The following is a 24,710-nucleotide window of genomic DNA, read 5'->3' as shown; positions in this document are numbered from 1 at the left end:
ACCACGCAGGGGGAAGGACAGACATGTCCTGGCGCAGAGTCAGAGCAAGATCGATGAGTGTGGTGCGTTCCGTCCGGGACGGCATACGAAGACACCACCTCCGCTCCACGGTCACCGTGGTGTCGCTGGCCATGGCCGTCCCGGTCGGGCTCGCCCCGGTCGCGCACGCGGCGGGCGGCGGCCTCGGCCGGCCCGAGCTGCCCGAGCCGCGGGTCAGCAAGGTCGAGAAGGTGGAGGGCCTGGGCGCCGGGAAGGCACGGGCCCAGGTCGCCGAGGACCGAAAGGAGAACGCGGCGCAGGCCGCCCGGGCGCTGAAGGAGCAGCGGTCCGCCTGGCCGAAGAAGGGCTCCGCGACCGTCCTGACGAACGGCTCGGCTCCCGTCTCGGCGGCGCCCGGCGGGCTGCCGCTCACGGTCCGCACCACGGGCGGCAAGGCCGCTGCCCCGGCCGGGACCCGGATGCAGTTCACGGTCCTGGACACCGCCGCCGCGGACGCGGCCGGTGTCACCGGTGTGCTGTTCAAGGCCGAGGCCACTGCGGCCGGGAGTGCGGAAGTCTCCGTGAACTACCGGGATCTGGCCGGAGCGATCGGCGGCGGCTGGGCGCAGCGGCTGCAGCTGGTCCGGCTGCCCGGCTGCGCACTGACCACCCCCGCCAAGGCCGAGTGCCGCAAGCAGACCCCGCTGCCCTCCCGTAACAGCACCGGCCGCCAGACGGTCACCGCGCCGCTGCTCCTTCCCGCGAGCCGCACCTCGGCTGCGGCCGCCGGCGACGCTACGACGGCGACCGTCCTCGCCCTCACCGCCACCGCGGCGGGCACGGGCCAGGCCCCCAACGGCCATGGCAACTACTCGGCCACGGCCCTGTCCCCGTCGGCGTCCTGGGAGGCGGGCGGCAGCTCCGGCTCCTTCACCTGGAAGTACGACTTCAGCGTGCCGCCCGCGGCGGCCGGACCGGCCCCCCAGCTCTCCCTCGCGTACAGCTCGGGGAGCGTCGACGGCCAGAACCCGACCACCAACAACCAGGGGACCTCGGTCGGTGAAGGCTTTGCGCTCAGCGAGTCCTACATCGAGCGCACCTACGGCAGCTGCGACGCGGACGGCCACGACGGCATCCACGACGAGTGCTGGAAGTACGACAACGCCCGGCTGGTCCTCAACGGATCGTCGTCCCGGCTGGTCAAGGACGGAACGACCGGCAAGTGGCGGCTCGAGAACGACGACGCCTCCACGGTGACCCGTTCCACCGGCGCCGACAACGGGGACGACAACGGCGAGTACTGGACCGTCATCACCGGGGACGGCACCAAGTACGTCTTCGGCCTCGACAAGCTCGACGGTGCCACCACCGAGCGCACCAACTCCACCTGGACCGTCCCGGTCTTCGGCGACGACGAGGGCGAACCCGGCTACTCGGGCGGCACCGACTTCGGGGACCGGTCGCTGAACCAGGCCTGGCGCTGGAACCTCGACTACGTGGAGGACACCTCCGGAAACGCGGCCACCTACTGGTACGCCAAGGAAGGCGACTACTACAAGAAGAACAAGGCGTCCGCCGCCAACGCCGCCTACACGCGCGGCGGTTACCTGAAGGAGATCAAGTACGGGCTGCGCAAGGGTGCGCTGTTCACGGACGACGCCGACGCCAGGGTCACCTTCGGATACGCCGAGCGGTGCACGGCTGCCGACTGCTCCTCGCTGACCAAGGACACCGCCGACAACTGGCCGGACGTACCCTTCGACGCGATCTGCTCCAGCGGCGACACGGACTGTCTGGCCGTAGGCCCTTCGTTCTTCACCCGCAAGCGGATGACGTCCATCGGCACCTCCTCCTGGAACGCCTCGACGAGCGCCTACGATCCGGTGGACTCCTGGGTGCTGGAGCAGCAGTACCTGGACGGCGGTGACATCGGCGACACCTCCGACCAGGTGCTCACCCTGAAGTCCATCAAGCGGACCGGCAAGGCCGGCACCGACATCGCGATGAACCCGGTCACGTTCACCTATCAGATGCGTCCCAACCGGGTGGACGGCACCGACGACATCCTGCCGCTGACCCGCCCGCGCATCTCGACCGTCACCTCGGAGACCGGCGCGATCACCACGGTGACGCTGTCCGCCGCGGAATGTGCGCGCAGTGCGGTGCTCGGCGCGGCAGAGGACACCAACACCCGCTCCTGCTATCCCCTGTACTGGCACATCAACGGCGCCGCGGACGCGTCCGTCGACTGGTTCCAGAAGTACCGGGTCCTCGCCGTCACGGTGTCCGACCCGGCGGGCCAGAACGAATCCGTCGAGCACGCCTACAGCTACGCCGGCGCCGCGTGGAACTACAGCGACGACCCCTTCGTACCGAAGGACGAGCGGACCTGGTCCGACTGGCGCGGCTACCGCGAGGTCACCGAGTACAAGGGCGCGCTGGACACCACCCGCTCGAAGACCGTCTCCCAGTACATGCAGGGCATGGACGGCGCCAAACTGAAGGACGGCACCACCCGCTCGGTGAACCTCGCCCCGCTCTCCGCACCCGACCTGGGCCTCGCCACGCTGAGGGACAGCGACCAGTACGCCGGCCATCTGCGGGAGAAGGTCACCTACAGCGGGTCCACCGCCGTCAGCGCCACCTCGAGTGAGCCCTGGTCGGCGGAGACCGCCCGGCAGACGGTGCCCGGAGCCGGGGACGCCGTCGCCCACTTCGTACAGCCCAAGAAGGAGATCACCCACACCTATCTCACGGTGCCGGGCACCTGGCGTTCCCGCACGGTCCAGAAGAGCTACGACAGCTACGGCATGGTCTACCAGGCCGACGACAGCGGAGACGACGCCAAGACCGGCGACGAGACCTGCACCCGCACCTGGTACGCACGCGACGACGGCCTCGGCCTGATCAGCCAGGTCTCCCGCGAGCGCGTGGTCGCAAAAGCCTGCTCGGTGGCCGACAGCAGCCTGAACCTGCCCACCTCCTCGGCCACCCGCGGCGATGTGCTGTCCGACACCGCCACCGCCTACGACGGCGCCACCTGGTCCACGACCATGAAGCCGACGAAGGGCCTGAAGACCTGGAAGGGCAGGGCCAAGAGCTACAGCTCCACCGTCCCGAGCTGGCAGAAGGTCGAGAGCACCGGCTACGACACCCTCGGCCGCGTCACCTCCGTGACGGACGCGCTGGAGAAGACCACCACCACCGCCTACACGCCGACCGCGGCGGGCCCGCTGACCAAGAAGGTCGTCACCAACCCCAAGACGCAGGCCACCACTTCCTTCATAGACCCGCGCCGCGGCCTCGACCTGCGGATCTACGACGCGAACCTGAAGAAGACCGAGCTCGCGTACGACGCGCTCGGCCGGCTGACCGACGTGTGGCGGCCCAACCGCAACCGGGCCGGCGGCTACAGCCCGACACAGAAGTTCGGCTACGACCTCAGCGCCACCAAGCAGTCCTGGGTGTCCTCCGCATCGCTCAAGGCGGACGGCGAAACGTACAACACCACCTACACCCTCTACGACTCACTGCTGCGGCCCCTCCAGGAGCAATCACCCAGCCCCAAGGGCGGACGTCTCCTCACCGACACCCGCTACGACACCCGGGGCCTGGCCTACGAGAAGTACGAGCAGATCTTCGACACCACCTCCGCACCGAACTCGACCTACACCAGGGCCGAGTACGGTGAGGCACCCAAGCAGACCGAGACGGTCTACGACGGGGCCGAGCGGACCACGTCCAGCGAACTCCTCGTCTACGGCGTGGAGAAGTGGACCACCACCACCTCGTACACCGGTGATTCGACCGCGGTCACCGCTCAGCAGGGCGGCACCGCGACCCGAACCCTCACCGACGCACGCGGACGGGACGTGGAGAAGCGTGAGTACGCGGGCCCGAGCCCGGCCGACAGCCAGTTCGGTGGCGGCGTCGGTGTCGGCTACAGCGCCACGAAATACCAGTACACGCTGGACGACAAGGAGAGCGGCATCACCGGACCCGACGGAGCCCAGTGGACCTACGGGTTCGATCTCCTCGGCCGGCAGACCAGTGTCAGTGACCCCGACAAGGGCACGTCCACGATGGGCTACGACGACCTCGACCGCGTGATCAAGAGCACGGACTCGCGGGGCAAGACCGTCCTGACCGCGTACGACGAGATCGGCCGGACGACCGGCACCTGGGACGGCGTCCAGGACGACACCCACCAGCTCACCGAGTACACCTACGACACCGTGCTCAAGGGCCAGCCGACCTCCAACACCCGCTTCGTGGGCGGCAGGGCGGGGAAGGCGTACACCAAGACGGTCACCGGCTACGACACCCTCGACCGTCCGACGGCCACCACCCTCACGCTGCCCTCCAGCGATCCGCTGGTCGTCGCGGGCGCGCCGGCCACGATCTCGTTCTCCAGCGCCTACCGCCTCGACGGCACGCTCGGCAACAACCAGGAGCCCGCACTGGGCGGGCTGGCGGCCGAGACCATCGACTACGGCTACACCCCGCTCGGCCAGGTCACCTCGATCACCGGCAGCACGGGTTATCTGCTGGCTGCCGACTACTCGGCCCTCGGTCTCGCCCAGCAGTACACGCTGGGCACGCAGAACACCGAAGCCGCCAAGAAGATGTATGTCACCAACACCTTCGAGGAGGGCACCGACCGGCTCACCGACACGCATGTCACGGACCAGACCCACCCGTACATGCTGATGGACCTCAACTACACCTTCGACCAGGCCGGCAACATCACGGCCATCTCCGACCCGACCACCCTCGGGGGCACGAGCGCGGCCGAGACGCAGTGCCTCAGCTACGACGGCAACCGCCGGCTGAAGACCGCCTGGACACCCTCCTCGCAGAAGTGCTCCGACGCGCCCAGCACGTCGAGCCTCTCCGGCCCCGCGCCCTACTGGACCGACTACCAGTACAGCCAGGGCGGGCAGCGCACCGCCGAGATTCAGCACAGGACGACCGGCGACACCACGAACACGTACTGCTACAAGGAGGGAAGGCCGCACGTCCTGTCGGGCACCAGCAAGACGGCGAACTGCACCGCACCCGACACCGCATACGGCTACGACAACTCGGGCAACACCACCTCCCGGCCCGGCCCGAAGGCCAAGCAGGACCTGGCCTGGTCACCGGAGGGCCGGCTCTCCCAGCTCACCGAGAACGGCAAGAAGACCGACTACATCTACGACGCCGACGGCAAGCTCCTGATCCGCAGCGCGGAGGGCGGCGAACGTGTCTTGTACACGGGCAACACCGAACTCCACCTGAGGGCGAGCGGCAGCACCTGGGCCCAGCGCACCTACTCCTCGGGCAGCCTGACCATCGCGATCCGGAGCAATGAGTCCGGGACCAACAAGCTCAGCTATCTCGCCGGAGACCATCAGGGGACCCAGAGCCTGGCGGTGTCCGCGGACAGCGCCCAGACGGTCACCAAGCGCCGGATGACACCGTTCGGCAAGGACCGCGGCGCGACCACCGGCGGCGCCTGGACGTACGACAAGGGCTTCCTGGGCAAGACCAACGACGCCGCCACGGGCCTCACGCATGTCGATGCCCGGGAATACGATCCCGAGATCGGCCAGTTCATCAGCGTCGACCCGAAACTCAGCAGGGATCAGGGCCAGTCCCTGAACGGGTACGCCTACTCCAACAACAATCCCGCCACGTTCGCCGACCCGACCGGTGAAGGCGTCCCGGAATGCCGGGACGGCTCCATCCCGTGCCGCAACGGCGTCCCCATCAGCACCGGCGGCAACCAGCCGGCACCCTGCCCCAGCGTGATCAATCCGCAGTGCCCGGAATACCCGGGCAACGGCGGTGGCGGCGGCAACGGCGGTGGCGGTGGCGGCGGCGGTGGCGGCAACGGCGGCGGCGGCACGGGCGGTGGTGGGGTCTACGGCCCGCCCTCCTGCGGGGCGCCTCCGATGGCGGCCTGCAGCGGCCCGGTGTACGGGCCGCCCTCCCAGCCGCCGCTGCTCATGGGCCCCGACCCGGTTCCGCTGCTGTCCTTCTCGGCCAACTGCGGGATCGCGTCCAAGGTGCAGAACTACGTCTGCAACGCGGGCAACGGAGTCATGACCTCGGGCTCCTACGTCCAGTCGGCCTTCACCCAGGCGGGCAGTCTGACCACCGACGCCAAGGCCGCGATGCGGTCCACTAGGCAGTCCTCCCAGATCTTGCAGGCGATGCGGGACAACCCTGGTCTCGCGCGCGTGGCAGCCATCGGGAGCAGCAAGTGGATGGGGGTCGCCAGCAGGGGGCTGCTGGTGGGCGGTATCGCGTTCACCGCCTATTCCAACTACCAGTCCACCGGTGGTGACATCCCCCTGACGGCAGCCGAGACCGCGGTCGACACGGCCGTGGTTCTGGGTACGACCAAGGTGGGCGCCACGCTCGGGGCGGCGATCGGCACCGCCATCGCGCCCGGCGTGGGCACGGTCATCGGCGGAGCCATCGGGGCGGGTGCGGGAGCCGTCACCGGCATCCTGGCGTCGGGCCCGATCAACAACGCCATGTCGAAGGGCTGGAAGAGCGTGAAGGGCTGGTTCAGCTGACCGCGGGACCGGGGTAAGCAGACGGCGGGCGGGCTCCGGAGGACGAGGACGTGATCTCGGAGCCCGCCCGGCCGCTCCCTCCCAGTAGGAGAGCTGAGCATCAGCGACACATGGAAGGATCGCGCAATGCAGTACTTCATCGGACTCTTCTTCGTGGCCGGGTCCGCGTTCATGACCTGGAAGGTCACCCAACTGTGGCGCGACGCCGACCTGGTCGAGCACTTCATGGCGACCTTTTCCTTCATGCCGTTCGGCAAGGAGGTCAAGCGAGGAGAGATACGGTCCCTCGCCCTCACCGTCGTCTCCCTCTGGGGGGTCACGGTCCTTCTCTTCCTGGGCCTCCTGGACGTCGACGTGTCCGGCCCACTGACCGCCCTCTTCGCCGTAGCGCTGGGCACCGTGCTTCTCTGCTTGCTGTGCGAAGTGAGTGTCGTCCTGTTCAACGCCCCGAAGTTCGTCGTACCGCCGCACATGCGCTCCGACCTCGGGGTGCTGGCGGCCCGCCGGGCGCATCGGGCAGGTGGCTCACGGCGGACCAGGACCTGACCCGCTCTAGGCTGTTTCCGTGAACTCCACCGAGACAGCCCCGGCCGTGGCCCGGTCACGCGCGCGGATCGCGGCTTCTGCGGCCGTCCTCCTCATCCTGTCGCCCTTCGTGGCGCGGCTGCTGGCGCTGGTGGGTCCGATACCGGCCGGTGCATCGGTGATCTGCGCCCTGATCGGCGGAACAGCCGGTTTCCTGCTGATATCGGAGCTGTGTCGGGAAACCAGCCTGGTCCGCTGTTCGATGTCCCGCGTCACCGCCCGGACGCTGACCGGTGAGCGGTCGGTGGATCTCAAGCGCATCAAAGATGTCCGACTGCTCACCACCTTCAGCTACAACGGCCCTTCTCGCGCGGTCGTGGTGCGCGACAGTCACGGTGTGCGCCTCGGCCTCACCTCGGCCAAGAGCCAACGGGCTCTCGTGCGCGCCCTGCAAAGCGCGGGCGGTGAAGCGCGGGGCGGGCCGCACGTCACCGCGGCCGCCCGCGCTCATCTCGGTCTCGGGGAACGACGGCATCGCACAGTCCACACCGTGACCGTCTTCCTCTCGCTGGCGATCTCTGTTTCCCTCTACATCGGGATCGTCGTCAAGCTCGTGTGATCCTTGCAGAGAGCCGACGTAGGCGGTGCGGTCATCGCCGTCGAGGAGGTGGAAGAGCCCACAGCCGAGCACGGTGTCGCACATCTCGCCGAGCCCGGCCGGCCGCCGGGCGTCGTACTGGAGGAACCGCACCCTACGCCCCTCGCTCCCGTGGCCTCGGCGGTGCGCAGGGCTTTCGCGGCCAGGTCCACGCCAGTCGCGTCGAGGCCGAGACCTGCTGCCATGATCGCGTGCTCGCCGGTCAGCCGCCGCGCCTGATCACTGCGCAGCGCGTCCGTGAGCCGCCGCGAGGCGACCCCGATTCAGTCCATGGGTGCTTTCGACTCGGGCTCTGCCCGCTCCGGGTGCGGGGAGGACGGTTGTACGCGCAGTGGACGGGCGGCCCAGCCGGGCAGGTACCAGTTCCATGGCCCGAACAGCGAGACGAGGGACGGAACCAGCAGCATTCGGACGATGGTTGCGTCCAGGAGGATGCCGAAGCCGAGGCCGGTCGCCAGGGTCTTGAGGTCGGTACCGGGGCCGGAGGCGAGTGCGGCAAACGCGAGGAAGAGGATCAGCGCGGCGCTGGTGACAAGCCGACCCGTACGGCCGACGCCCTCGATGACGGCGGCATCGGTTGATCGCCCGGCGTCGTACTCCTCGCGCATACGGGACAGGATGAACACCTCGTAGTCCATCGACAAGCCGAACAGGAAGGCGAAGACCATGAGGGGGATCCAGAACGTGATGGCGCCGGTGGCCTCGATACCGAAGATCGCGTCGGAGCCGTGACCGTCCTGCCAGAAGATCACCATCAGCCCGAGCGTCGCCGCGAGCGAGAGCAGGTTGAGGAGCACGGCCTTGAGTGGCAGCAGCAGTGAGCGGAAGGCGCGGACGAGCAGCACATACGTCAGCAGGGCGATGATCGTGAGCATCAGCGGGAAGTTGCCGTAGACGGCGTGCATGAAGTCGATCTGCGCCGCCCCGATGCCGGCGACGCCGACCACCCCGGGAAGGTCCTCCGTGACGTTCTTGACCCGCTTGACCACGCCGATGCTCTTGGAGTTCACCGTTTCGTAGTCCGGGACAATCACGACGATGCTCAGTCCGTCCCGGTTGCCGGCCGGTCCGGAGGGTACGAACGCGCTGCTCACGCCGTCGACCTTGGCCAGTTCGGCGGCCGCCGACTGGGCCTGGTCGGTGCTGACGAGGACTTCCATCGGGGTCAGCACGCCGGTCGGGACACCGCCACGCTCCAAAGTGGTCAGGGTCTCGTACGCCGGGCCGCTCTTGGCCAGCGATTCCGAGGAGGCAAGGCCGATCCTGACACTGAAGAAGACGGCGATCAGGGCCGCCAGCACGGCCAGTGCGGCGCCGGCTGCGATCCAACGGCGCCGCACCACGGCGGCGGTCCACCGGCTCCAGGTACGGCTTGCCCGGTTCTCGTGGCGGATCTTGGGCCAGTCGACCCTTGGCCCGATGCCGCCCAGGATCGCAGGCGTGAGGGTGAGCGTCGTCATGACGCTTGCCAGCGGGATGAGCGCGCCACCGTAGCCCATGCTGCGCATGAAGGGGACCGGGAGGACGACCAGGGCGAGCAGGCCGATGGCCACCGTCACGCCGCTGAAAACCACCGCGTGCCCGGCCCGTTCCATCGCGACCACGACCGCTTCGTGGTTGTCCCGGCCGCGGTCGCGCTCCTCGCGCCAGCGGGTGACGAACAGCAGCGAGTAGTCGATCGCCACGCCGAGGCCGATGAGGGCGACCAGGAACTGCACGATGAACGACACATCGGTGGCGTAGGTGAGTGGCAGCAGCATCACGAAGGTCGCAAGGATCGACACTGCGGCCACCAGCAGCGGCAGCAGCGCGAGGAACGACGCGAAGACGAAAGCGAGCACGGCGAGGGCGCCGACGGCACCGAGGAGCGTCTCCCCGAGCACGCCCGGCCCTCCACTGTCCTCGCCTCCGGAGGCCAGCACCTCCTCACCCGTCACCCCGACCGTCGCGCCGGAGGGCAGGGCCTTCTCGGCCGCCGAGCGGATCGGATCCGTCAACAGCGTCTGATGGGGTGACGGGTTGAGCCGATAGAACACCAGCGCATAGGCGGTACGGTCGTCTTTCGTCCGGAAGGCCTTGTCACCGGTGTTCGCCTCGTCGATCACCCGCACGTTCGGGACCGCGTCGCCGACGGCCGTGAAGACCCGGCCGATGTCCGCCTCGTGACCGGAGATCGCCTGCCCGGCCGGGAGCGTGACCGACACCAGATACGGACTGGTGTCGCCGCCGCTGCCGAAGGCATCCTTGATCTTGTGGGCCGTTACGGTGCCGGGCTGGCCCGGCAACGAGAAGTCGATCGTCATCCGATCGGTCGTCCGGCCGGCCAGTAACACGCCCGCGATCAGCACGAGGCCCCAGAATCCGACAACCGCCTTGCGATGCCGCAGAACGAACTCGGCCCACCGTCGCATACCGGCCACCCCCACGTCGTAGGTTGCGCGAGTCTAGTCCGCCGCCCCTTTCCTTCACTGTCAGGTAGTTCGGTGTGTTTTATTCACGCATCGCACCTAAGGACTCCGTCAGGTCGTTGTGGATCTCGCGGTCTGGCTTCTGTGGATCGCCCCCACACCTACACCCCCGCCCGCAGGCCCAAAACGGAGCACCCAGCCGCCGCGTTCACGGAGAACGGTGCGGCACAGGCTGCCCCGGCCGACCAGGCCGGTCTCGTCCGGCGGCGGCCGTGCGCGAGGCAAAAAAGCGACCATCCCCGTGCTTGCGGACCGGTCCGCAAGCACGGGAAACCCGCATCCCGGGGCGATCGGCCGCCCCGAGGCCCGACATTTCAGATGTCCCGGAAGATCTCGATCTGCGCCCCGATCGAGTTCAGCCGCTCCGCGAGATCCTCGTAGCCGCGGTTGATGACGTACACGTTCCGCAGGACGGACGTGCCCTCCGCCGCCATCATCGCCAGGAGGACGACCACGGCGGGGCGCAGGGCCGGGGGGCACATCATCTCGGCGGCGCGCCAGCGGGTGGGGCCCTCCACCAGGACCCGGTGCGGGTCGAGGAGCTGCAGGCGGCTGCCGAGGCGGTTGAGGTCGGTGAGGTAGATCGCGCGGTTGTCGTAGACCCAGTCGTGGATCAGGGTCTTGCCCGAGGCGACGGCGGCGATGGCCGCGAAGAAGGGCACGTTGTCGATGTTCAGGCCGGGGAACGGCATCGGGTGGATCTTGTCGATCGGCGCCTCCAGCTTGGAGGGCCGCACGGTGAGGTCCACCAGCCGGGTGCGGCCGTTGTCGGCGACGTACTCGGGCGTGCGGTCGTGGTCGAGGCCCATCTCCTCCAGGACCGCCAGCTCGATCTCCAGGAACTCGATGGGGACCCGGCGCACCGTCAGCTCCGACTCGGTGACGACGGCGGCGGCCAGCAGGCTCATCGCCTCCACCGGGTCCTCGGAGGGGGAGTAGTCGACGTCGGTGTCGATGGTCGGCACGCCGTGCACGGTGAGCGTGGTGGTGCCGATGCCCTCGACCCGTACGCCCAGTGCCTCCAGGAAGAAGCAGAGGTCCTGGACCATGTAGTTGGAGGAGGCGTTGCGGATGACGGTCACCCCGTCGTGCCGGGCGGCGGCCAGCAGCGCGTTCTCGGTGACCGTGTCCCCGCGCTCGGTCAGCACGATCGGCCGGTCGGGGCGCACGGCGCGGTCGACGACGGCGTGGTACTGCCCCTCCGTGGCCGCGATGTCCAGGCCGAACCGGCGCAGTGCGATCATGTGCGGCTCGATGGTCCGCGTACCCAGGTCGCAGCCGCCGGCGTAGGGCAGCTTGAAGGAGTCCATGCGGTGCAGCAGCGGGCCGAAGAACATGATGATCGACCGGGTGCGGACGGCGGCGTCGGCGTCGATCGCCGCCATGTCCAGGACGGCCGGCGGGACGATCTCCAGGTCGACCCCGCCGTTGATCCAACGGGTGCGGACGCCGATGGAGTTCAGCACCTCGAGCAGACGGTAGACCTCCTCGATCCGGGCCACCCGGCGCAGTACCGTGCGCCCCCGGTTGAGCAGCGAGGCGCACAGCAGCGCGACACAGGCGTTCTTGCTCGTCTTGACGTCGATGGCACCGGACAGCCGGCGGCCGCCCACGACGCGCAGGTGCATCGGGCCCGCGTAGCCCAGCGAGACGATCTCACTGTCCAGCGCCTCGCCGATGCGGGCGATCATCTCAAGGCTGATGTTCTGGTTGCCGCGCTCGATCCGATTGACGGCGCTCTGGCTGGTGTTGAGCGCCTCGGCCAGCTGGGCCTGTGTCCAGCCACGGTGCTGCCGGGCGTCACGGATGAGCTTGCCGATGCGTACGAGGTAGTCGTCTGCCATGAGGCTGAGGTTATCTCAGATATGAGATGGCGCCTTTTGGGGAGTCCGTTCGAGTGGTCGCTCGGGTGGTCGCTCGGGTGGTCGCTCGGTTGACCGTTCGAGTGACTGTTCGGGTGATGTCCCGTCAACGGTCCCCCGGGGTCCCTCGGTGGGCGCACCGCCCCTTGCGCCACATCCTGATCTCGGTCGGCGGGATGTGCTCGGCGAAGCGGCCGTCCGGGGCATGGACGCCGAGCAGGGCGCGCAGATCCCGCTCGAAGTCCGGCAGCCGGTCCCCGAAGAGGTGCGGGGCCGAGTCGGACCGGGAGAACGCCCAGGCCACGAGATCGTCCACGGTGCGGATCGCGACCTGTCCGGCCGGTACGACCTGCCGGCCCGCGGGCGCGAAACCGGCCCCGGCGAAGACGGCGTCCTCCCCGCCCGGTGTGCCGTGGGCGAGCACCCCCTGTCCCGCGCGCCGGACCGGGCCCAGGTAGTGCCGTACGAGCTCGCCGATCAGGGTGTACGGGGGAGCGGGCAGCGGCAGCGGTGCCGCGGCCGGTGGCGGGTCCTTGAGGTCGGCGATGTGGACGAGCGTGCCGCCCGGCTCCAGCATCCCGAGGACGGCGGCGGCGACCTGCTCGCGCTCCGTCCAGTGGAAGGACTGCGCGAACGTCACGGTCCGGAACCCGCCCAGTCCGGCCGGCAGGTCCTCGGCCCGGGCGGTCACCCAGCGTACGTTGGCCACCCCGTCCCGGGCGGCCCGCCGCGCGCCCTCCGCCAGCATGTCCTCGTCCGGGTCGAGCCCGACCGCCTCGGTGAAGAACCGGGCCAGCGGCAGCGTCACGGTCCCGGGGCCGCACCCCACGTCCAGCAGCCGCCCGCGTCCGTCCAGCCCGAGGGCCCCGGCGAGGGACTCCCCGAAGCCCGGCGCGTACGGCAGCCGCCCCCGTGCGTAGTGGACCGCGCTGCCCTGGAACAGCGTCCTGTCCCACCGCCACCCCTCGGGCATGCCGACCCCCCCTCGTCGCGGAAGAGCCTAGACGTGAGAGAGCCTGGAGGGGGGTGCTCGGGGGTGTGACGAGCCCGGGCATGACCATCCAGCCCCCATGTACTAGAGTTATCTCGACATCGAGATATCTGCCGAGGCGCACCGCAGCCGCGCGCATCACCGGTCCGGTAGTGAGGGTTACCTAACTTAGCCTGACCTGAGCGGATCGGCCAAGCCCGCGTGGCGGCAGGATGCGGTGGTACGCGCACATCAATGAAGGAGACCGTCGTGTCGGCGAACAGCTTCGACGCCCGCAGCACTCTGCAGGTGGGCGACGAGTCGTACGAGATCTTCCGCCTGGACAAGGTGGAGGGCTCGGCCCGACTCCCCTACAGCCTCAAGGTCCTGCTGGAGAACCTGCTCCGCACGGAGGACGGCGCGAACATCACCGCCGACCACATCCGCGCCCTCGGCACCTGGGACTCGCAGGCCCAGCCCAGCCAGGAGATCCAGTTCACGCCGGCCCGCGTCATCATGCAGGACTTCACCGGTGTGCCCTGTGTCGTCGACCTCGCCACCATGCGCGAGGCCGTCGCTGCCCTCGGCGGCGACCCGGCGAAGATCAACCCGCTCTCCCCGGCCGAGATGGTCATCGACCACTCCGTCATCGCCGACCGGTTCGGCACCAGCGACGCCTTCCAGCAGAACGTCGAGCTGGAGTACGGCCGCAACAAGGAGCGCTACCAGTTCCTGCGCTGGGGCCAGACCGCCTTCGACGACTTCAAGGTCGTCCCGCCGGGCACCGGCATCGTCCACCAGGTGAACATCGAGCACCTCGCGCGGACCGTCATGGTCCGAGGCGGGCAGGCGTACCCCGACACCCTGGTCGGCACCGACTCGCACACCACCATGGTCAACGGCCTCGGCGTGCTGGGCTGGGGCGTCGGCGGCATCGAGGCCGAGGCCGCGATGCTCGGCCAGCCGGTCTCCATGCTGATCCCGCGCGTCGTCGGCTTCAAGCTCACCGGCGAGCTGCCCACCGGCACCACCGCCACCGACCTCGTGCTCACCATCACCGAGATGCTGCGCAAGCACGGCGTCGTCGGCAAGTTCGTCGAGTTCTACGGCGAGGGTGTGGCGGCCACCAGCCTCGCCAACCGCGCCACCATCGGCAACATGTCCCCCGAGTTCGGCTCCACCGCCGCGATCTTCCCGATCGACGACGAGACCCTGAACTACCTCAGGCTCACCGGCCGCTCCGCGCAGCAGGTCGCGCTCGTCGAGGCGTACGCCAAGGAGCAGGGTCTCTGGCTGGACCCGAAGGCCGAGCCGGACTTCTCCGAGAAGCTGGAGCTCGACCTCTCGACGGTCGTCCCGTCCATCGCCGGCCCGAAGCGCCCGCAGGACCGCATCGTCCTCGCGAACGCCGCCGAGCAGTTCAAGAGCGACGTACGCAACTACGTCGCCACCGCCGACGAGGCGGGCGAGGAGTCCTTCCCGGCCTCCGACGCCCCGGCCGCCACCAACGGCGTGCCCACCAACTCGGTCACCGTCACCGCCCCCGACGGCTCGACCTACGAGATCGACCACGGCGCCGTCACCGTCGCCGCGATCACCTCCTGCACCAACACCTCCAACCCGTACGTCATGGTCGCCGCCGCGCTGGTGGCCAAGAAGGCGGTGGAGAAGGGCCTGACCCGCAAGCCGTGGGTCAAGACCACCCTCGCCCCGGGCTCCAAGGTCGTCACCGACTACTTCGACAAGGCGGGCCTCACCCCGTACCTCGACAAGGTCGGCTTCAACCTCGTCGGCTACGGCTGCACCACCTGCATCGGCAACTCCGGCCCGCTGCCGGAGGAGGTCTCCAAGGCCGTCAACGACCACGACCTCGCCGTCACCTCGGTCCTCTCCGGCAACCGCAACTTCGAGGGCCGGATCAACCCCGACGTCAAGATGAACTACCTGGCCTCCCCGCCGCTGGTCGTCGCGTACGCCATCGCGGGCTCCATGAAGGTGGACATCACCAAGGACGTCCTGGGCACCGACCAGGACGGCAACCCGGTCTACCTCAAGGACATCTGGCCCTCCGAGGCCGAGGTCAACGACGTCGTGGCCAACGCCATCGGCGAGGACATGTTCAGCAAGTCCTACTCCGACGTCTTCGCGGGCGACCTCCAGTGGCAGTCGCTGTCCGTCCCGACCGGCAACACCTTCGAGTGGGACCCCGAGTCGACGTACGTCCGCAAGCCCCCGTACTTCGAGGGCATGGGCATGGACCCGGAGCCGGTCTCCGACATCTCCGGCGCCCGCGTCCTCGCCAAGCTGGGCGACTCGGTCACCACCGACCACATCTCCCCGGCCGGTGCCATCAAGGCCGACACCCCGGCCGGCAAGTACCTCACCGAGCACGGTGTGGAGCGTCGTGACTTCAACTCCTACGGCTCGCGCCGAGGCAACCACGAGGTCATGATCCGCGGCACCTTCGCCAACATCCGCCTGCGCAACCAGATCGCGCCGGGCACCGAGGGCGGCTACACCCGCGACTTCACCCAGGAAGGCGCGCCGGTCTCCTTCATCTACGACGCGTCGCAGAACTACCAGGCCGCCGGCGTCCCGCTGGTCATCCTGGGCGGCAAGGAGTACGGCTCCGGCTCCTCCCGCGACTGGGCCGCCAAGGGCACCGCGCTGCTCGGCGTCAAGGCCGTCATCACCGAGTCGTACGAGCGCATCCACCGCTCGAACCTCATCGGCATGGGCGTCCTGCCGCTGCAGTTCCCGGCCGGCCAGTCCGCCGACTCGCTCGGCCTGACCGGCGAGGAGACCTTCTCCATCACCGGCGTGACCGAGCTGAACGAGGGCACCACCCCGAGCACGGTGAAGGTCACCACCGACACCGGCGTCGAGTTCGACGCGGTCGTCCGCATCGACACCCCTGGCGAGGCGGACTACTACCGCAACGGCGGCATCATGCAGTACGTGCTGCGCAGCCTGATCCGCAAGTAAGCAGCAAGCACGCGGCACGCACGCGGCACGCAAGCGGCAGACAGGCCGCACGCGGGCCGCACGCGGGCCGCACGCAAGGCAGGTCGAGGGCCGCACCCCCGGGTCGGGGGTGCGGCCCTTCGCCGTGTTCGTCCCGAGGTGGGGGCCGACCTGCCGGCCAACACCCGCACCGAATGCACAGGGACCGTTTACAAGTCGGCCGTACGGCGCTACCTTCCGCCACAGGCGAGGTGGGAGCGCTCCCATAAAGCCCCCGGCGGACCGGAACCCGCCGGAGACCACCGGGAGCCGCTCCCGCCTCGCCCTCCGCACCCGCCCCACCCGCCCCACCCGCCTCCGTGCCGGAGGCGACCGCACCGGAGCCACCCGCAGCAGCGGCACCCACAACAGCGGCACCCACAGCAGCGGCACCCACAGCACAGGCACCGCACCAGAGGCACCCGCACCCTGCTCCATCCACCCGCACCCACCCGCACCCTGCTCCATCCACCCCCACGCGCACGGTCCGGACACGGAAGGGCGGACTCCGCCATGTCTGTCATGATCACGACAAGCACTAAGAAGAAGGGGACCCGGTTACGCTCCCGGGCCCTCCTCCTCGTCCTCCTGGCCCTGCTGGCCACCGTCCCCGCCCTCGGTCTGATCGTCACGACCGGCGGCCCGGCCGAGGCCCACGGCACCCCCATGAAGCCCGGCAGCCGCACCTTCCTGTGCTGGCAGGACGCGCTGACCGACACCGGTGAGATCAAGCCGGTCAACCCGGCCTGCAAGAACGCCCAGCAGGTCAGCGGCACCACGCCGTTCTACAACTGGTTCTCCGTGCTGCGCTCCGACGGCGCGGGCCGCACCCGCGGCTTCGTCCCGGACGGCCAGCTGTGCAGCGGCGGCAACCCCAACTTCACCGGCTTCAACGCCGCCCGCTCCGACTGGCCGCTGACCCACCTCACCTCGGGCGCCACCGTCGACTTCTCCTACAACGCCTGGGCCGCACACCCGGGCTGGTTCTACGTCTACGTCACCAAGAACGGTTTCGACCCGACCAAGACGCTCACCTGGAACGACCTCGAGGACCAGCCCTTCCTCTCCGCCGACCACCCGCCGCTGCACGGCTCCCCGGGCACGGTCGAGGCCAACTACTCCTGGACCGGACAGCTCCCGGCGAACAAGTCGGGCCGCCACATCATCTACATGGTCTGGCAGCGCTCCGACAGCCAGGAGACCTTCTACTCCTGCTCCGACGTCGTCTTCGACGGCGGCCACGGCGAGGTGACCGGCATCCACGAGCCGGGCAACCCCAACGAGCCCGTCCCCGGTGCCTGCACCGCCACCCGCCGTACCACCGGCACCTGGAGCGGCGGCTACCAGTCCGAGGTGACCGTCACCAACTCCGGTGACGTCCCCATGCTCGGCTGGATGGTCGACTGGACCCTGCCCGCCGGCCAGACGGTGAACAGCCTGTGGAACGGCAACGCCACCTACAACGGCCAGGCGGTGATGGTCCACAACGCCGACTGGAACGGCTCCCTGAGTCCGGGCCGGAGCGCGACCTTCGGATACGTCGTCTCCGGTGCGGGAGGTGACAGCGCCACCAGCCTGCCCTGCCGGGTGGGCTGAGCGGACCCGGCACCGATCTGACCCGGCACCAAGCGGACCCGGTGGGCGCCCCACGCCCACCGGGTCCGTCGGTCTATGACTTCTGCTCCGGCAACACCTCTGCCAGCCAGTGCAGTTGGCGTCTGACGTGTTCCGCCTCGCCCCCCTCGTGCCCGTTGAACGGGTACGCGTGGATCTCCCGGCGGGGATCCGCGCCGCCGTTCAGCTCGCCGTACCGGTTGAAGGCCGCGTACGTCCCGCTCGGCGGGCACACCGTGTCGCGCAGCCCGGTGCCGAAGTGGGCCGGGGCCTGGGCGCGGCGGGCGAAGGAGACGCCCTCGATGTAGGAGAGGGTGCGGTAGGCGGCCTGTTCGGTGCCGCGGTGCACCGCGAGATACGCGGTGATCTCGCCGTAGGGGCCCGCGTCGGTGAGGTCCAGGGCGCGGCGGATCCCGCACAGCAGCGGGGCCGTGACCAGGACCGCGGCCAGGTCCGGCAGCAGCCCCGCCACGGCGAGGGCGAGTCCGCCGCCCTGGCTGTTGCCGACGGCCGCGATCCGGCGGGCGTCCACCCCGGGCAGCGCGCGCAGGGCGGTCACCGCCCGGACGGCGTCCGTGATCAGCCGCCGGTAGTGACAGTCCCGCGGGGCCCGCAGACCGCGCGCGGCCGGACCCGGGCCGCCGGGCGCCTGGGCGTGCGGATCGGGGGTGGAGCCGCCGTTGCCGTACTGGTCGCCCTGGCCGCGGTTGTCCATCAGCAGATGCGCGTAACCGGCGTTCACCCAGGTCAGCCGTTCGTGGGGGAGACCCCGGCCGCGGCCGTAGCCGGCGTACTCGACGACGGCCGGCAGGGGGCCGCGGACCCCGGCCGGGCGGGAGTACCAGGCGCGGACCGGGTCGCCGGCGAAGCCGCGGAAGGTCACGTCCCAGGTCTCCGTCAGCCGCAGACCGGTTGCCACCGGATCGGCCGACACCAACGCGTCGTACTGCGCGGCGTCCTTGAGGGTGTTCTGCCAGAACTCGTCGAAGTCGGCGGGTTCCTCCGGCAGGAGGCGGTAGGTCTCCAGCTCGCTCGGCGGCAGGTCGAACGCGGGCACGAGGGCACCTCGCAGGAATCGGTCCGGACAGGGAAAGTTGCGGAGGCGATCGGGGCTGCGCTTGGTGGTTCTACCCCGTGTCGAGGTGGTCCCATGCCCGCCATCCGCCTCGGCCGTCTCGCGCCGCACTTATTGACAGCGCTTTCTGAGTGCCCCTAAGTTGCCGCGAAGTTACCGGTAAGAAGCTCGAAAGTTTCGGTACCGCGTTCCCGTCACGGGAGGCCCGAGCATGAGCACCTCCACCACACCGGCCCCGCCGCCCGGCACGCAGCACCCGCCCCGGGCACCCGTCCGCCCGGACCCGCCGCCCCGGCGTCCCGGGTGGCGCAGAGCGCTGCGCCGCGACTGGCGGCTGTACTCGCTGGCCGTGCTGCCGCTGCTGTTCTTCCTGGTCTTCCGCTATCTGCCGATGATCGGCAACGTCATCGCGTTCCGCCGGTTCGAACCGGGCGGCTCCCTCCTCGGGGAGCAGTGGGTGGGGCTGCGCTATGTGCGGATGTTCCTGTCCGACCCCACCTTCTGGCAGGTCTTCCGCAACACCCTCTGGCTGGGCGCGCTGACGCTGCTGTTCTGCTTCCCGGTCCCGATCGTGCTGGCGCTGCTGCTCAACGAGGTGCGCCGGCGCTCGCTGAAGCGGTTCGTGCAGTCGGTGTCGTATCTGCCGCACTTCCTGTCGATCGTGATCGTCGCCGGGATCACCCTCCAGATGCTCGCCGTGGACGGCCCGGTCAACCACGTCCTCGGCTGGTTCGGCCACGACGCGATCCGGTTCGTCCAGGAACCCGGCTGGTTCCGCACCATCTACGTCGGCTCGGAGATCTGGCAGACCGCCGGCTGGGGCACGATCCTCTACCTCGCCGCCCTCACCACGATCGACGAGGACCTCTACGAGGCCGCCCGCATCGACGGCGCGAACCGCTGGCAGCAGATCTGGCACGTCACCCTGCCCGGCATCCGTCCCACCATGATGACCCTGCTGATCCTCAACATCGGCACCTTCATGGCGGTCGGCTTCGAGAAGATCCTGCTGCTGTACAACGCGCTGACCTATCCGACGGCCGACGTGGTCTCCACCTACCTCTACCGGGCCGGCGTGGAGTCCAACAGCTTCAGCTACGCCGCCGCGATCGGTCTGTTCGAGGCGGTCATCGGACTGGTGCTGGTGACCTCCGCGAACCAGCTCTCGCGCCGCACGGTGGGGACGAGCCTGTGGTGAGGCCGGCCCGCCGGGAGAGCCGCTCCTACCGGGTCTTCCAGGGCGTCAACGGGCTGGTCCTGACCCTGGTCGTGCTGGTGACCCTGTATCCGTTCGTCAACATCGTCGCCCGCTCCTTCAGCGGGGAGCGCCAGATCCGCGCCGGTGAGGTGACCCTGTGGCCCAAGGGGTTCAACCTCACCACGTACGACATCGTCTTCCACGACACGACGTTCTGGCGCAACTACGGCAACACCGCCTTCTACACGGTGGTCTCGACGGCCGTCGCCATGGTCCTGACAACCTGTTACGCCTATGTCCTGTCGAAGCGCCACCTCAAGGGGCGGGGCGTCCTGGTCGGCGTGGCCGTGTTCACCATGTTCTTCAGCGGCGGACTGATCCCGAACTACGTCCTCGTCACCAGTCTCGGCCTGAAGAACTCCGTGTGGGCCATCGCCCTGCCCAACGCGATCAGCGTCTTCAACCTGCTGGTGATGAAGGCCTTCTTCGAGGGGCTGCCCACCGAACTGGAGGAGGCGGCCGAGATCGACGGGCTCACCACCTACGGCATCCTGCTGAGGATCGTGCTCCCGCTGTCCAAGGCGGTCATCGCGACGATGGTGCTCTTCTACTCGGTGTCCTTCTGGAACTCCTGGTTCTCGGCCTACCTCTACATGGACCGCGCCGAGCTGATGCCGGTCACGGTCTATCTGCGCAACATGATCGCGGGCGCCACCACCGGTGGCAACGCGGGCGCCGCCGCCGAGCAGCTCAGCCAGGTCGGCGCCAACATCCAGGCGGTCACCATCGTGCTCACCTCGCTCCCCATCCTCTGCGTGTACCCGTTCGTCCAGCGCTACTTCGTCTCCGGCGTGATGCTCGGCGCCGTCAAGGGCTGAGCGCCCAACTAGGGAGTATCCGTGAAGAACGCAGGTCAGCTGTCACGGCGTCAGATCCTGGCCGCCGCCGGGTTCCTCGGCCTCGCCGCGCTCACCGGCTGCGGCAGCGGCGACGACGGAGGGGACTCCAAGGACCTCTCCAAGAAGCGGGACGGCGCGATGAAGGAGTACCGCGTCGGCGAGCAGTTCAAGGCGGCCAAGCCGCTGTCGTTCTCGGTGCTGCACAACAACAACCCCAACTACCCGCTGAAGAACGACTGGTTGTTCTGGAAGGAACTCACCAGGCGCACCGGCGTCACCCTCAAGCCGGTCGCGGTCCCGCTGGCCGACTACGAGAAGAAGCGCAGCGTCCTCATCGGCGCGGGCGACGCCCCCTTCCTGATCCCCAAGACGTACCACCCCTCCGAGGTCGCCTTCGTCTCCTCCGGGGCGATCCTCCCGGTCAGCGAGTACGTGCACCTGATGCCCAACTACCGGGACAAGGTCAGAAAATGGAAGCTGGAGCCGGAACTCGACTCCATCCGCCAGGCCGACGGCAAGTACTACCTGCTGCCCGGACTGCACGAGAAGGTCAAGTCGGGCTACTCGCTGTCGCTGCGCACCGACGTCCTGGAGAAGCTGGGCCTGGCCCTGCCCACCACCTGGGACGAGGTGCACGAGGTCCTCCGGGCGATCCGCGCCGAGTATCCCGACCGCTATCCGCTCTCCGACCGCTGGAGCATCAACACCCCTTATCCGGCAGCGGCGTTGATGAGCTACCTCGGTCAGGCGTACGGCGTCAGGGCCGGCTGGACGTACGACAACATCAGCTGGGACGCCAAGAAGGACGCCTTCGTCTTCACCGGTGCCTCGGACGGCTACCGCCAGATGGTCGAGTACCTGGCGAAGCTGGTCGCCGAGAAGCTGATCGACCCCGAGAGCTTCACCCAGACCGACGACGACGCGGTGCAGAAACTGCTCGGCGAGAAGTCCTTCGCGATCAGCGCCAATCCGCAGGAACTGGTCCAGAACTACCGCTACAACCTGGAGAAGCAGGTCAAGGGCGCGAAGATCGAGATGGTCCCGGTGCCGCTCGGCCCGGCCGGCCCGGTGGTGATCGGCGGGGCGCGGCTGGAGAACGGCGTCATGATCTCCAGCAAGGCCCTCAAGAGCGACACCTTCGTCGCGATGATCCAGTTCATGGACTGGCTCTGGTACTCCGACGAGGGCCAGCGCTTCGCCAAGTGGGGGGTCGAGGGCACCACGTACACCCGCTCGGGCGACACCTACGAGCTCAAGCCCGGCATCAGCCTGATGGGCTCCCACCCGGACGCCCCGAAGGACCTCCAGAAGGACTACGGCTTCTTCAACGGCGTCTTCACCTACGGCGGGAGCTGGGCCCTGGTCTCCTCCTCCTTCGGCCCCGACGAGAAGAGGTTCCAGGACGCCATGGCCCTACGCCGACAACTCCCCATCGGGCCCGCCCATCCCCTGCGGTCCGTCGACCAGGAACAGGCCACCCTCTGGGACACCCCGCTGCGCGACCACGTCGTCCAGAACACCCTGAAGTTCGCCCTCGGCAAGCGCCCCCTGTCCGAGTGGGACTCCTACGTCGGTGAGCTGAAGGCCAAGAACATGGACCGGCTCGTGGACCTGCACAACCAGGCCCGTGACCGCTTCACGAAGGAGAACCGGTGATCCGCGTCCCCGCCGCCCCGGCCGGCCGGTTCTCCGACGCCTGGCGGACCTGCGTCGGCACCGGCCGCATCGAACTCGCCCTGCGCCGCGACTACCAGGACTCCCTCGCCCTCCTCCAGCGCGACATCGGGTTCCGGTACATCCGCGGCCACGGTCTGCTGAGCGACGGCATGGGCGTGTACCGCCCCTACGAGCACGCGGGCACCCGGCACGTCCATCACTCCTTCACCTACGTCGACCAGGTCGTCGACGCCTACCTGGCGCTGGGTATCCGCCCGTTCCTCGAACTCGGCTTCATGCCGGAGGAGTTGGCCTCCGGTGACCAGACGGTCTTCTGGTGGCGAGGTCATGTCACCCCACCCCGTTCGCACCGGGAATGGGCCGACCTGGTCCGTGCGACCCTGCGCCACCTGGTGGACCGCTACGGCGTCGACGAGGTGCGCACCTGGCCGATCGAGGTCTGGAACGAGCCCAACCTCGCCGACTTCTGGCAGGGCGCGGACGAGCGGGCGTACCACCTGCTCTACGAGGTGACGGCGCACACCGTGAAGGAGGTGGACGCCGGGCTCCAGGTCGGCGGCCCCGCGATCTCCCCGGGCGCCGACGACTGGCTGGACCGGTTCGCCGAGTTCGCCGCGCACCGCGAGGTGCCGGTCGACTTCGTCTCCAAGCACGCCTACACCTCCGGACCCGCCCAGCCCGTGCCGTTCGGGGTCCACCAGACCCTGGCCCCGGCGACCGACCTGCTGGACCAGTTCGCCACCCCGCGGGACCGTCTCAAGGGCACCCGGCTGGCCGGACTCCCGGTGCACATCACCGAGTTCAACTCCTCCTACTGCCCGATCAACGCGGTCCACGACACCGCCTTCCAGGCCGCCTACCTCGCCCCCGTGCTGGCCCGGGGCGGAGACTACGTCGACTCGTTCTCCTACTGGACGTTCAGCGACATGTTCGAGGAGGCCGGGGTCCCCACCGCCCTCTTCCACGGCGGCTTCGGGCTGCTCACCCACCGGCAGGTCCGCAAGCCCGTCCACCACCTGTACGCGTTCATGGCACGGATGGGCCCCGACCTGCTCGCCCGGGGCGACGACCATCTCGTCACCCGGCACGAGGACGGCCGCGTCACCGTCCTCGCCTGGGCACCGGTCGACCCGACCGGCGCGACGGAGGGACCCGCGGGACACGCCCTGCGGCTGTCGCTGCCGGTGGGGAGAAACGCCCGGGACGGCGAGGGCGAGGGCGACGGGGGCGGGGGCGAGGTGTTCGTTCGCCGGTCGACCGTGGACGAGGAACGGGGCAACGCCTACACGGCCTGGCGGCACATGGGCAGCCCCCGCTCCCCGGGCCGGTCACAGCTCGACGTCCTGCACGAGGCCGCCGAGCCCGCCCGCACCCATGGACGGCTGCCCGTCCACGACGGCCGCACCGAGCTGGAGCTGACCCTGGCCCGCCATGAGATCACCCTCGTCGAACTGACCCCGGTCGAGGACGAGACCCCACCGTGGTGGGACGCACGACGGCTGCTGGGCCGGGAGCCCGCGTGAGCGCCACGGCGACCGACTTCGGCACCGGCGTCCTCTCCCGCGCCGCCGCCCTGGTCCACACCCTGCTCACCGTCGAGGCCCTGTTCCTCGTCGCGGCCGCCCCCGGCGTCACCGGCCTGTTCCTCCTCGCCCCCGACCCCGCCAACCTGCCCCTCGCCGCCCTGTGTCTGCTGCCGCTCGGCCCCGCCGCCTCCGCCGCGCTGTACGCCCTCCACCACCGCAGCCGCGACCTGACCGATCTGCACCCCGCGCGGGTCTACGGCCGGGGCTGGCGGCTCAACGCCGTCCCCGCCCTCCGGCTCTGGACCCCCCTGCTGGCCTGGCTGACCGTGATCGCCTTCACCCTCACCCATTTCACCGCCACCGGCCTGCCCCGCTGGTGGGCGGCCCTGCTCGCGCTCATCGGCGTCGGCTCCCTGCTCTGGGGCGCCCACGCCCTGCTCCTCACCTCGCTGTTCACCTTCCGCGCCCGCGACACCGCCCGCCTCGCCGCGTACTTCACGCTCCGGCACGGGAGGGTCACCCTGGCCTTCGGCTCCCTGCTCGTCCTCGCCGCCGGACTGACCGCCCTGCTCACCGAGGCCCTGCCCGCCCTGCTCGCGGCCCCGCTGCTGCTCTCCCTGCTGCACGCCGGCCGCCCGGTGACCGCCGAGACCCAGAAGGACTTCACCGCATGAGCCCGGGCACCCCACC

General features: G+C 69.4%; 14 protein-coding genes. 10 read left to right on the top strand and 4 right to left on the bottom strand.

Annotated features, from left to right (window positions below; translation table 11 throughout):
• Nucleotides 1–53 precede the first annotated feature (53 nt).
• The 3 genes from AQJ58_RS08720 (at nt 54) to AQJ58_RS08710 (ending at nt 7,689) form a co-directional block, all read left to right on the top strand.
• Entirely contained in the window at nt 54–6,545 is a 6,492-nt protein-coding gene (locus tag AQJ58_RS08720; RefSeq protein WP_067246950.1) for an RHS repeat domain-containing protein, read from the top strand.
• A 126-nt stretch (nt 6,546–6,671) separates the two neighbouring features.
• Entirely contained in the window at nt 6,672–7,091 is a 420-nt protein-coding gene (locus AQJ58_RS08715; protein ID WP_067246948.1) for a hypothetical protein, read from the top strand.
• Between the two features lie 19 nt (nt 7,092–7,110).
• On the top strand, nt 7,111–7,689 hold the full coding sequence (locus AQJ58_RS08710; RefSeq protein ID WP_234359992.1) for a hypothetical protein: 579 nt from the start codon (nt 7,111–7,113) through the stop codon (nt 7,687–7,689).
• Between the two features lie 302 nt (nt 7,690–7,991).
• Here AQJ58_RS08710 and AQJ58_RS08705 read toward each other — a convergent pair whose 3' ends face one another.
• The 3 genes from AQJ58_RS08705 to AQJ58_RS08695 all read right to left on the bottom strand — a co-directional run bounded on the left by AQJ58_RS08705 (nt 7,992) and on the right by AQJ58_RS08695 (nt 13,031).
• Complete coding sequence (locus AQJ58_RS08705) at nt 7,992–10,031, bottom strand: MMPL family transporter (RefSeq protein WP_234359991.1); 2,040 nt, start codon at nt 10,029–10,031, stop codon at nt 7,992–7,994.
• Nucleotides 10,032–10,510: 479 nt separating this feature from the next.
• Complete coding sequence (locus tag AQJ58_RS08700; protein WP_067246945.1) at nt 10,511–12,040, bottom strand: UDP-N-acetylglucosamine 1-carboxyvinyltransferase; 1,530 nt, start codon at nt 12,038–12,040, stop codon at nt 10,511–10,513.
• A gap of 124 nt (nt 12,041–12,164) precedes the next feature.
• A complete protein-coding gene (locus AQJ58_RS08695; RefSeq protein WP_067246943.1) occupies nt 12,165–13,031 on the bottom strand; it encodes a class I SAM-dependent methyltransferase in 867 nt (288 codons plus the stop codon).
• Nucleotides 13,032–13,298: 267 nt separating this feature from the next.
• Between AQJ58_RS08695 and acnA the strand changes: the two genes are divergently transcribed.
• Both acnA and AQJ58_RS08685 read left to right on the top strand, forming a co-directional pair.
• A complete protein-coding gene (gene acnA, locus AQJ58_RS08690) occupies nt 13,299–16,013 on the top strand; it encodes an aconitate hydratase AcnA (RefSeq protein ID WP_067247748.1) in 2,715 nt (904 codons plus the stop codon).
• A gap of 540 nt (nt 16,014–16,553) precedes the next feature.
• Nucleotides 16,554–17,627, top strand: a complete 1,074-nt coding sequence (locus tag AQJ58_RS08685; protein ID WP_067246941.1) for a lytic polysaccharide monooxygenase auxiliary activity family 9 protein — start codon at nt 16,554–16,556, stop codon at nt 17,625–17,627.
• A 73-nt stretch (nt 17,628–17,700) separates the two neighbouring features.
• Here the strand turns inward: AQJ58_RS08685 and AQJ58_RS08680 are convergent, their stop codons facing one another.
• A complete protein-coding gene (locus tag AQJ58_RS08680; RefSeq protein ID WP_067246938.1) occupies nt 17,701–18,702 on the bottom strand; it encodes an acetylxylan esterase in 1,002 nt (333 codons plus the stop codon).
• Nucleotides 18,703–18,931: 229 nt separating this feature from the next.
• On the opposite strand from AQJ58_RS08680, the gene AQJ58_RS08675 reads away from it, so the two are divergent.
• Genes AQJ58_RS08675 through AQJ58_RS08655 form a run of 5 tightly spaced genes read left to right on the top strand, consistent with a single transcriptional unit; the run spans nt 18,932 to nt 24,694 of the window.
• On the top strand, nt 18,932–19,918 hold the full coding sequence (locus AQJ58_RS08675; protein ID WP_067246931.1) for an ABC transporter permease: 987 nt from the start codon (nt 18,932–18,934) through the stop codon (nt 19,916–19,918).
• Nucleotides 19,915–20,796 carry a carbohydrate ABC transporter permease gene (locus tag AQJ58_RS08670; protein ID WP_420712142.1) on the top strand — a complete coding sequence of 294 codons (882 nt, stop codon included), beginning with the start codon at nt 19,915–19,917 and terminating at the stop codon, nt 20,794–20,796. The genes AQJ58_RS08675 and AQJ58_RS08670 overlap by 4 nt, the downstream gene beginning before the upstream one ends.
• 21 nt (nt 20,797–20,817) lie before the next feature.
• Nucleotides 20,818–22,473 carry an ABC transporter substrate-binding protein gene (locus AQJ58_RS08665; protein WP_067246926.1) on the top strand — a complete coding sequence of 552 codons (1,656 nt, stop codon included), beginning with the start codon at nt 20,818–20,820 and terminating at the stop codon, nt 22,471–22,473.
• Complete coding sequence (locus AQJ58_RS08660; RefSeq protein ID WP_079078774.1) at nt 22,470–24,017, top strand: GH39 family glycosyl hydrolase; 1,548 nt, start codon at nt 22,470–22,472, stop codon at nt 24,015–24,017. Before AQJ58_RS08665 ends, AQJ58_RS08660 begins: the two co-directional genes overlap by 4 nt.
• The gene (locus AQJ58_RS08655) at nt 24,014–24,694 is read left to right on the top strand and encodes a hypothetical protein (protein ID WP_067246923.1); all 681 of its coding nucleotides are present in this window, start codon (nt 24,014–24,016) and stop codon (nt 24,692–24,694) included. The genes AQJ58_RS08660 and AQJ58_RS08655 overlap by 4 nt, the downstream gene beginning before the upstream one ends.
• Nucleotides 24,695–24,710: the final 16 nt, after the last annotated feature.

The organism is Streptomyces sp. DSM 15324 (assembly GCF_001514285.1).
Classification (GTDB): Bacteria; Actinomycetota; Actinomycetes; order Streptomycetales; family Streptomycetaceae; genus Streptomyces.
This window is presented reverse-complemented; position numbering and strand designations above follow the sequence as displayed.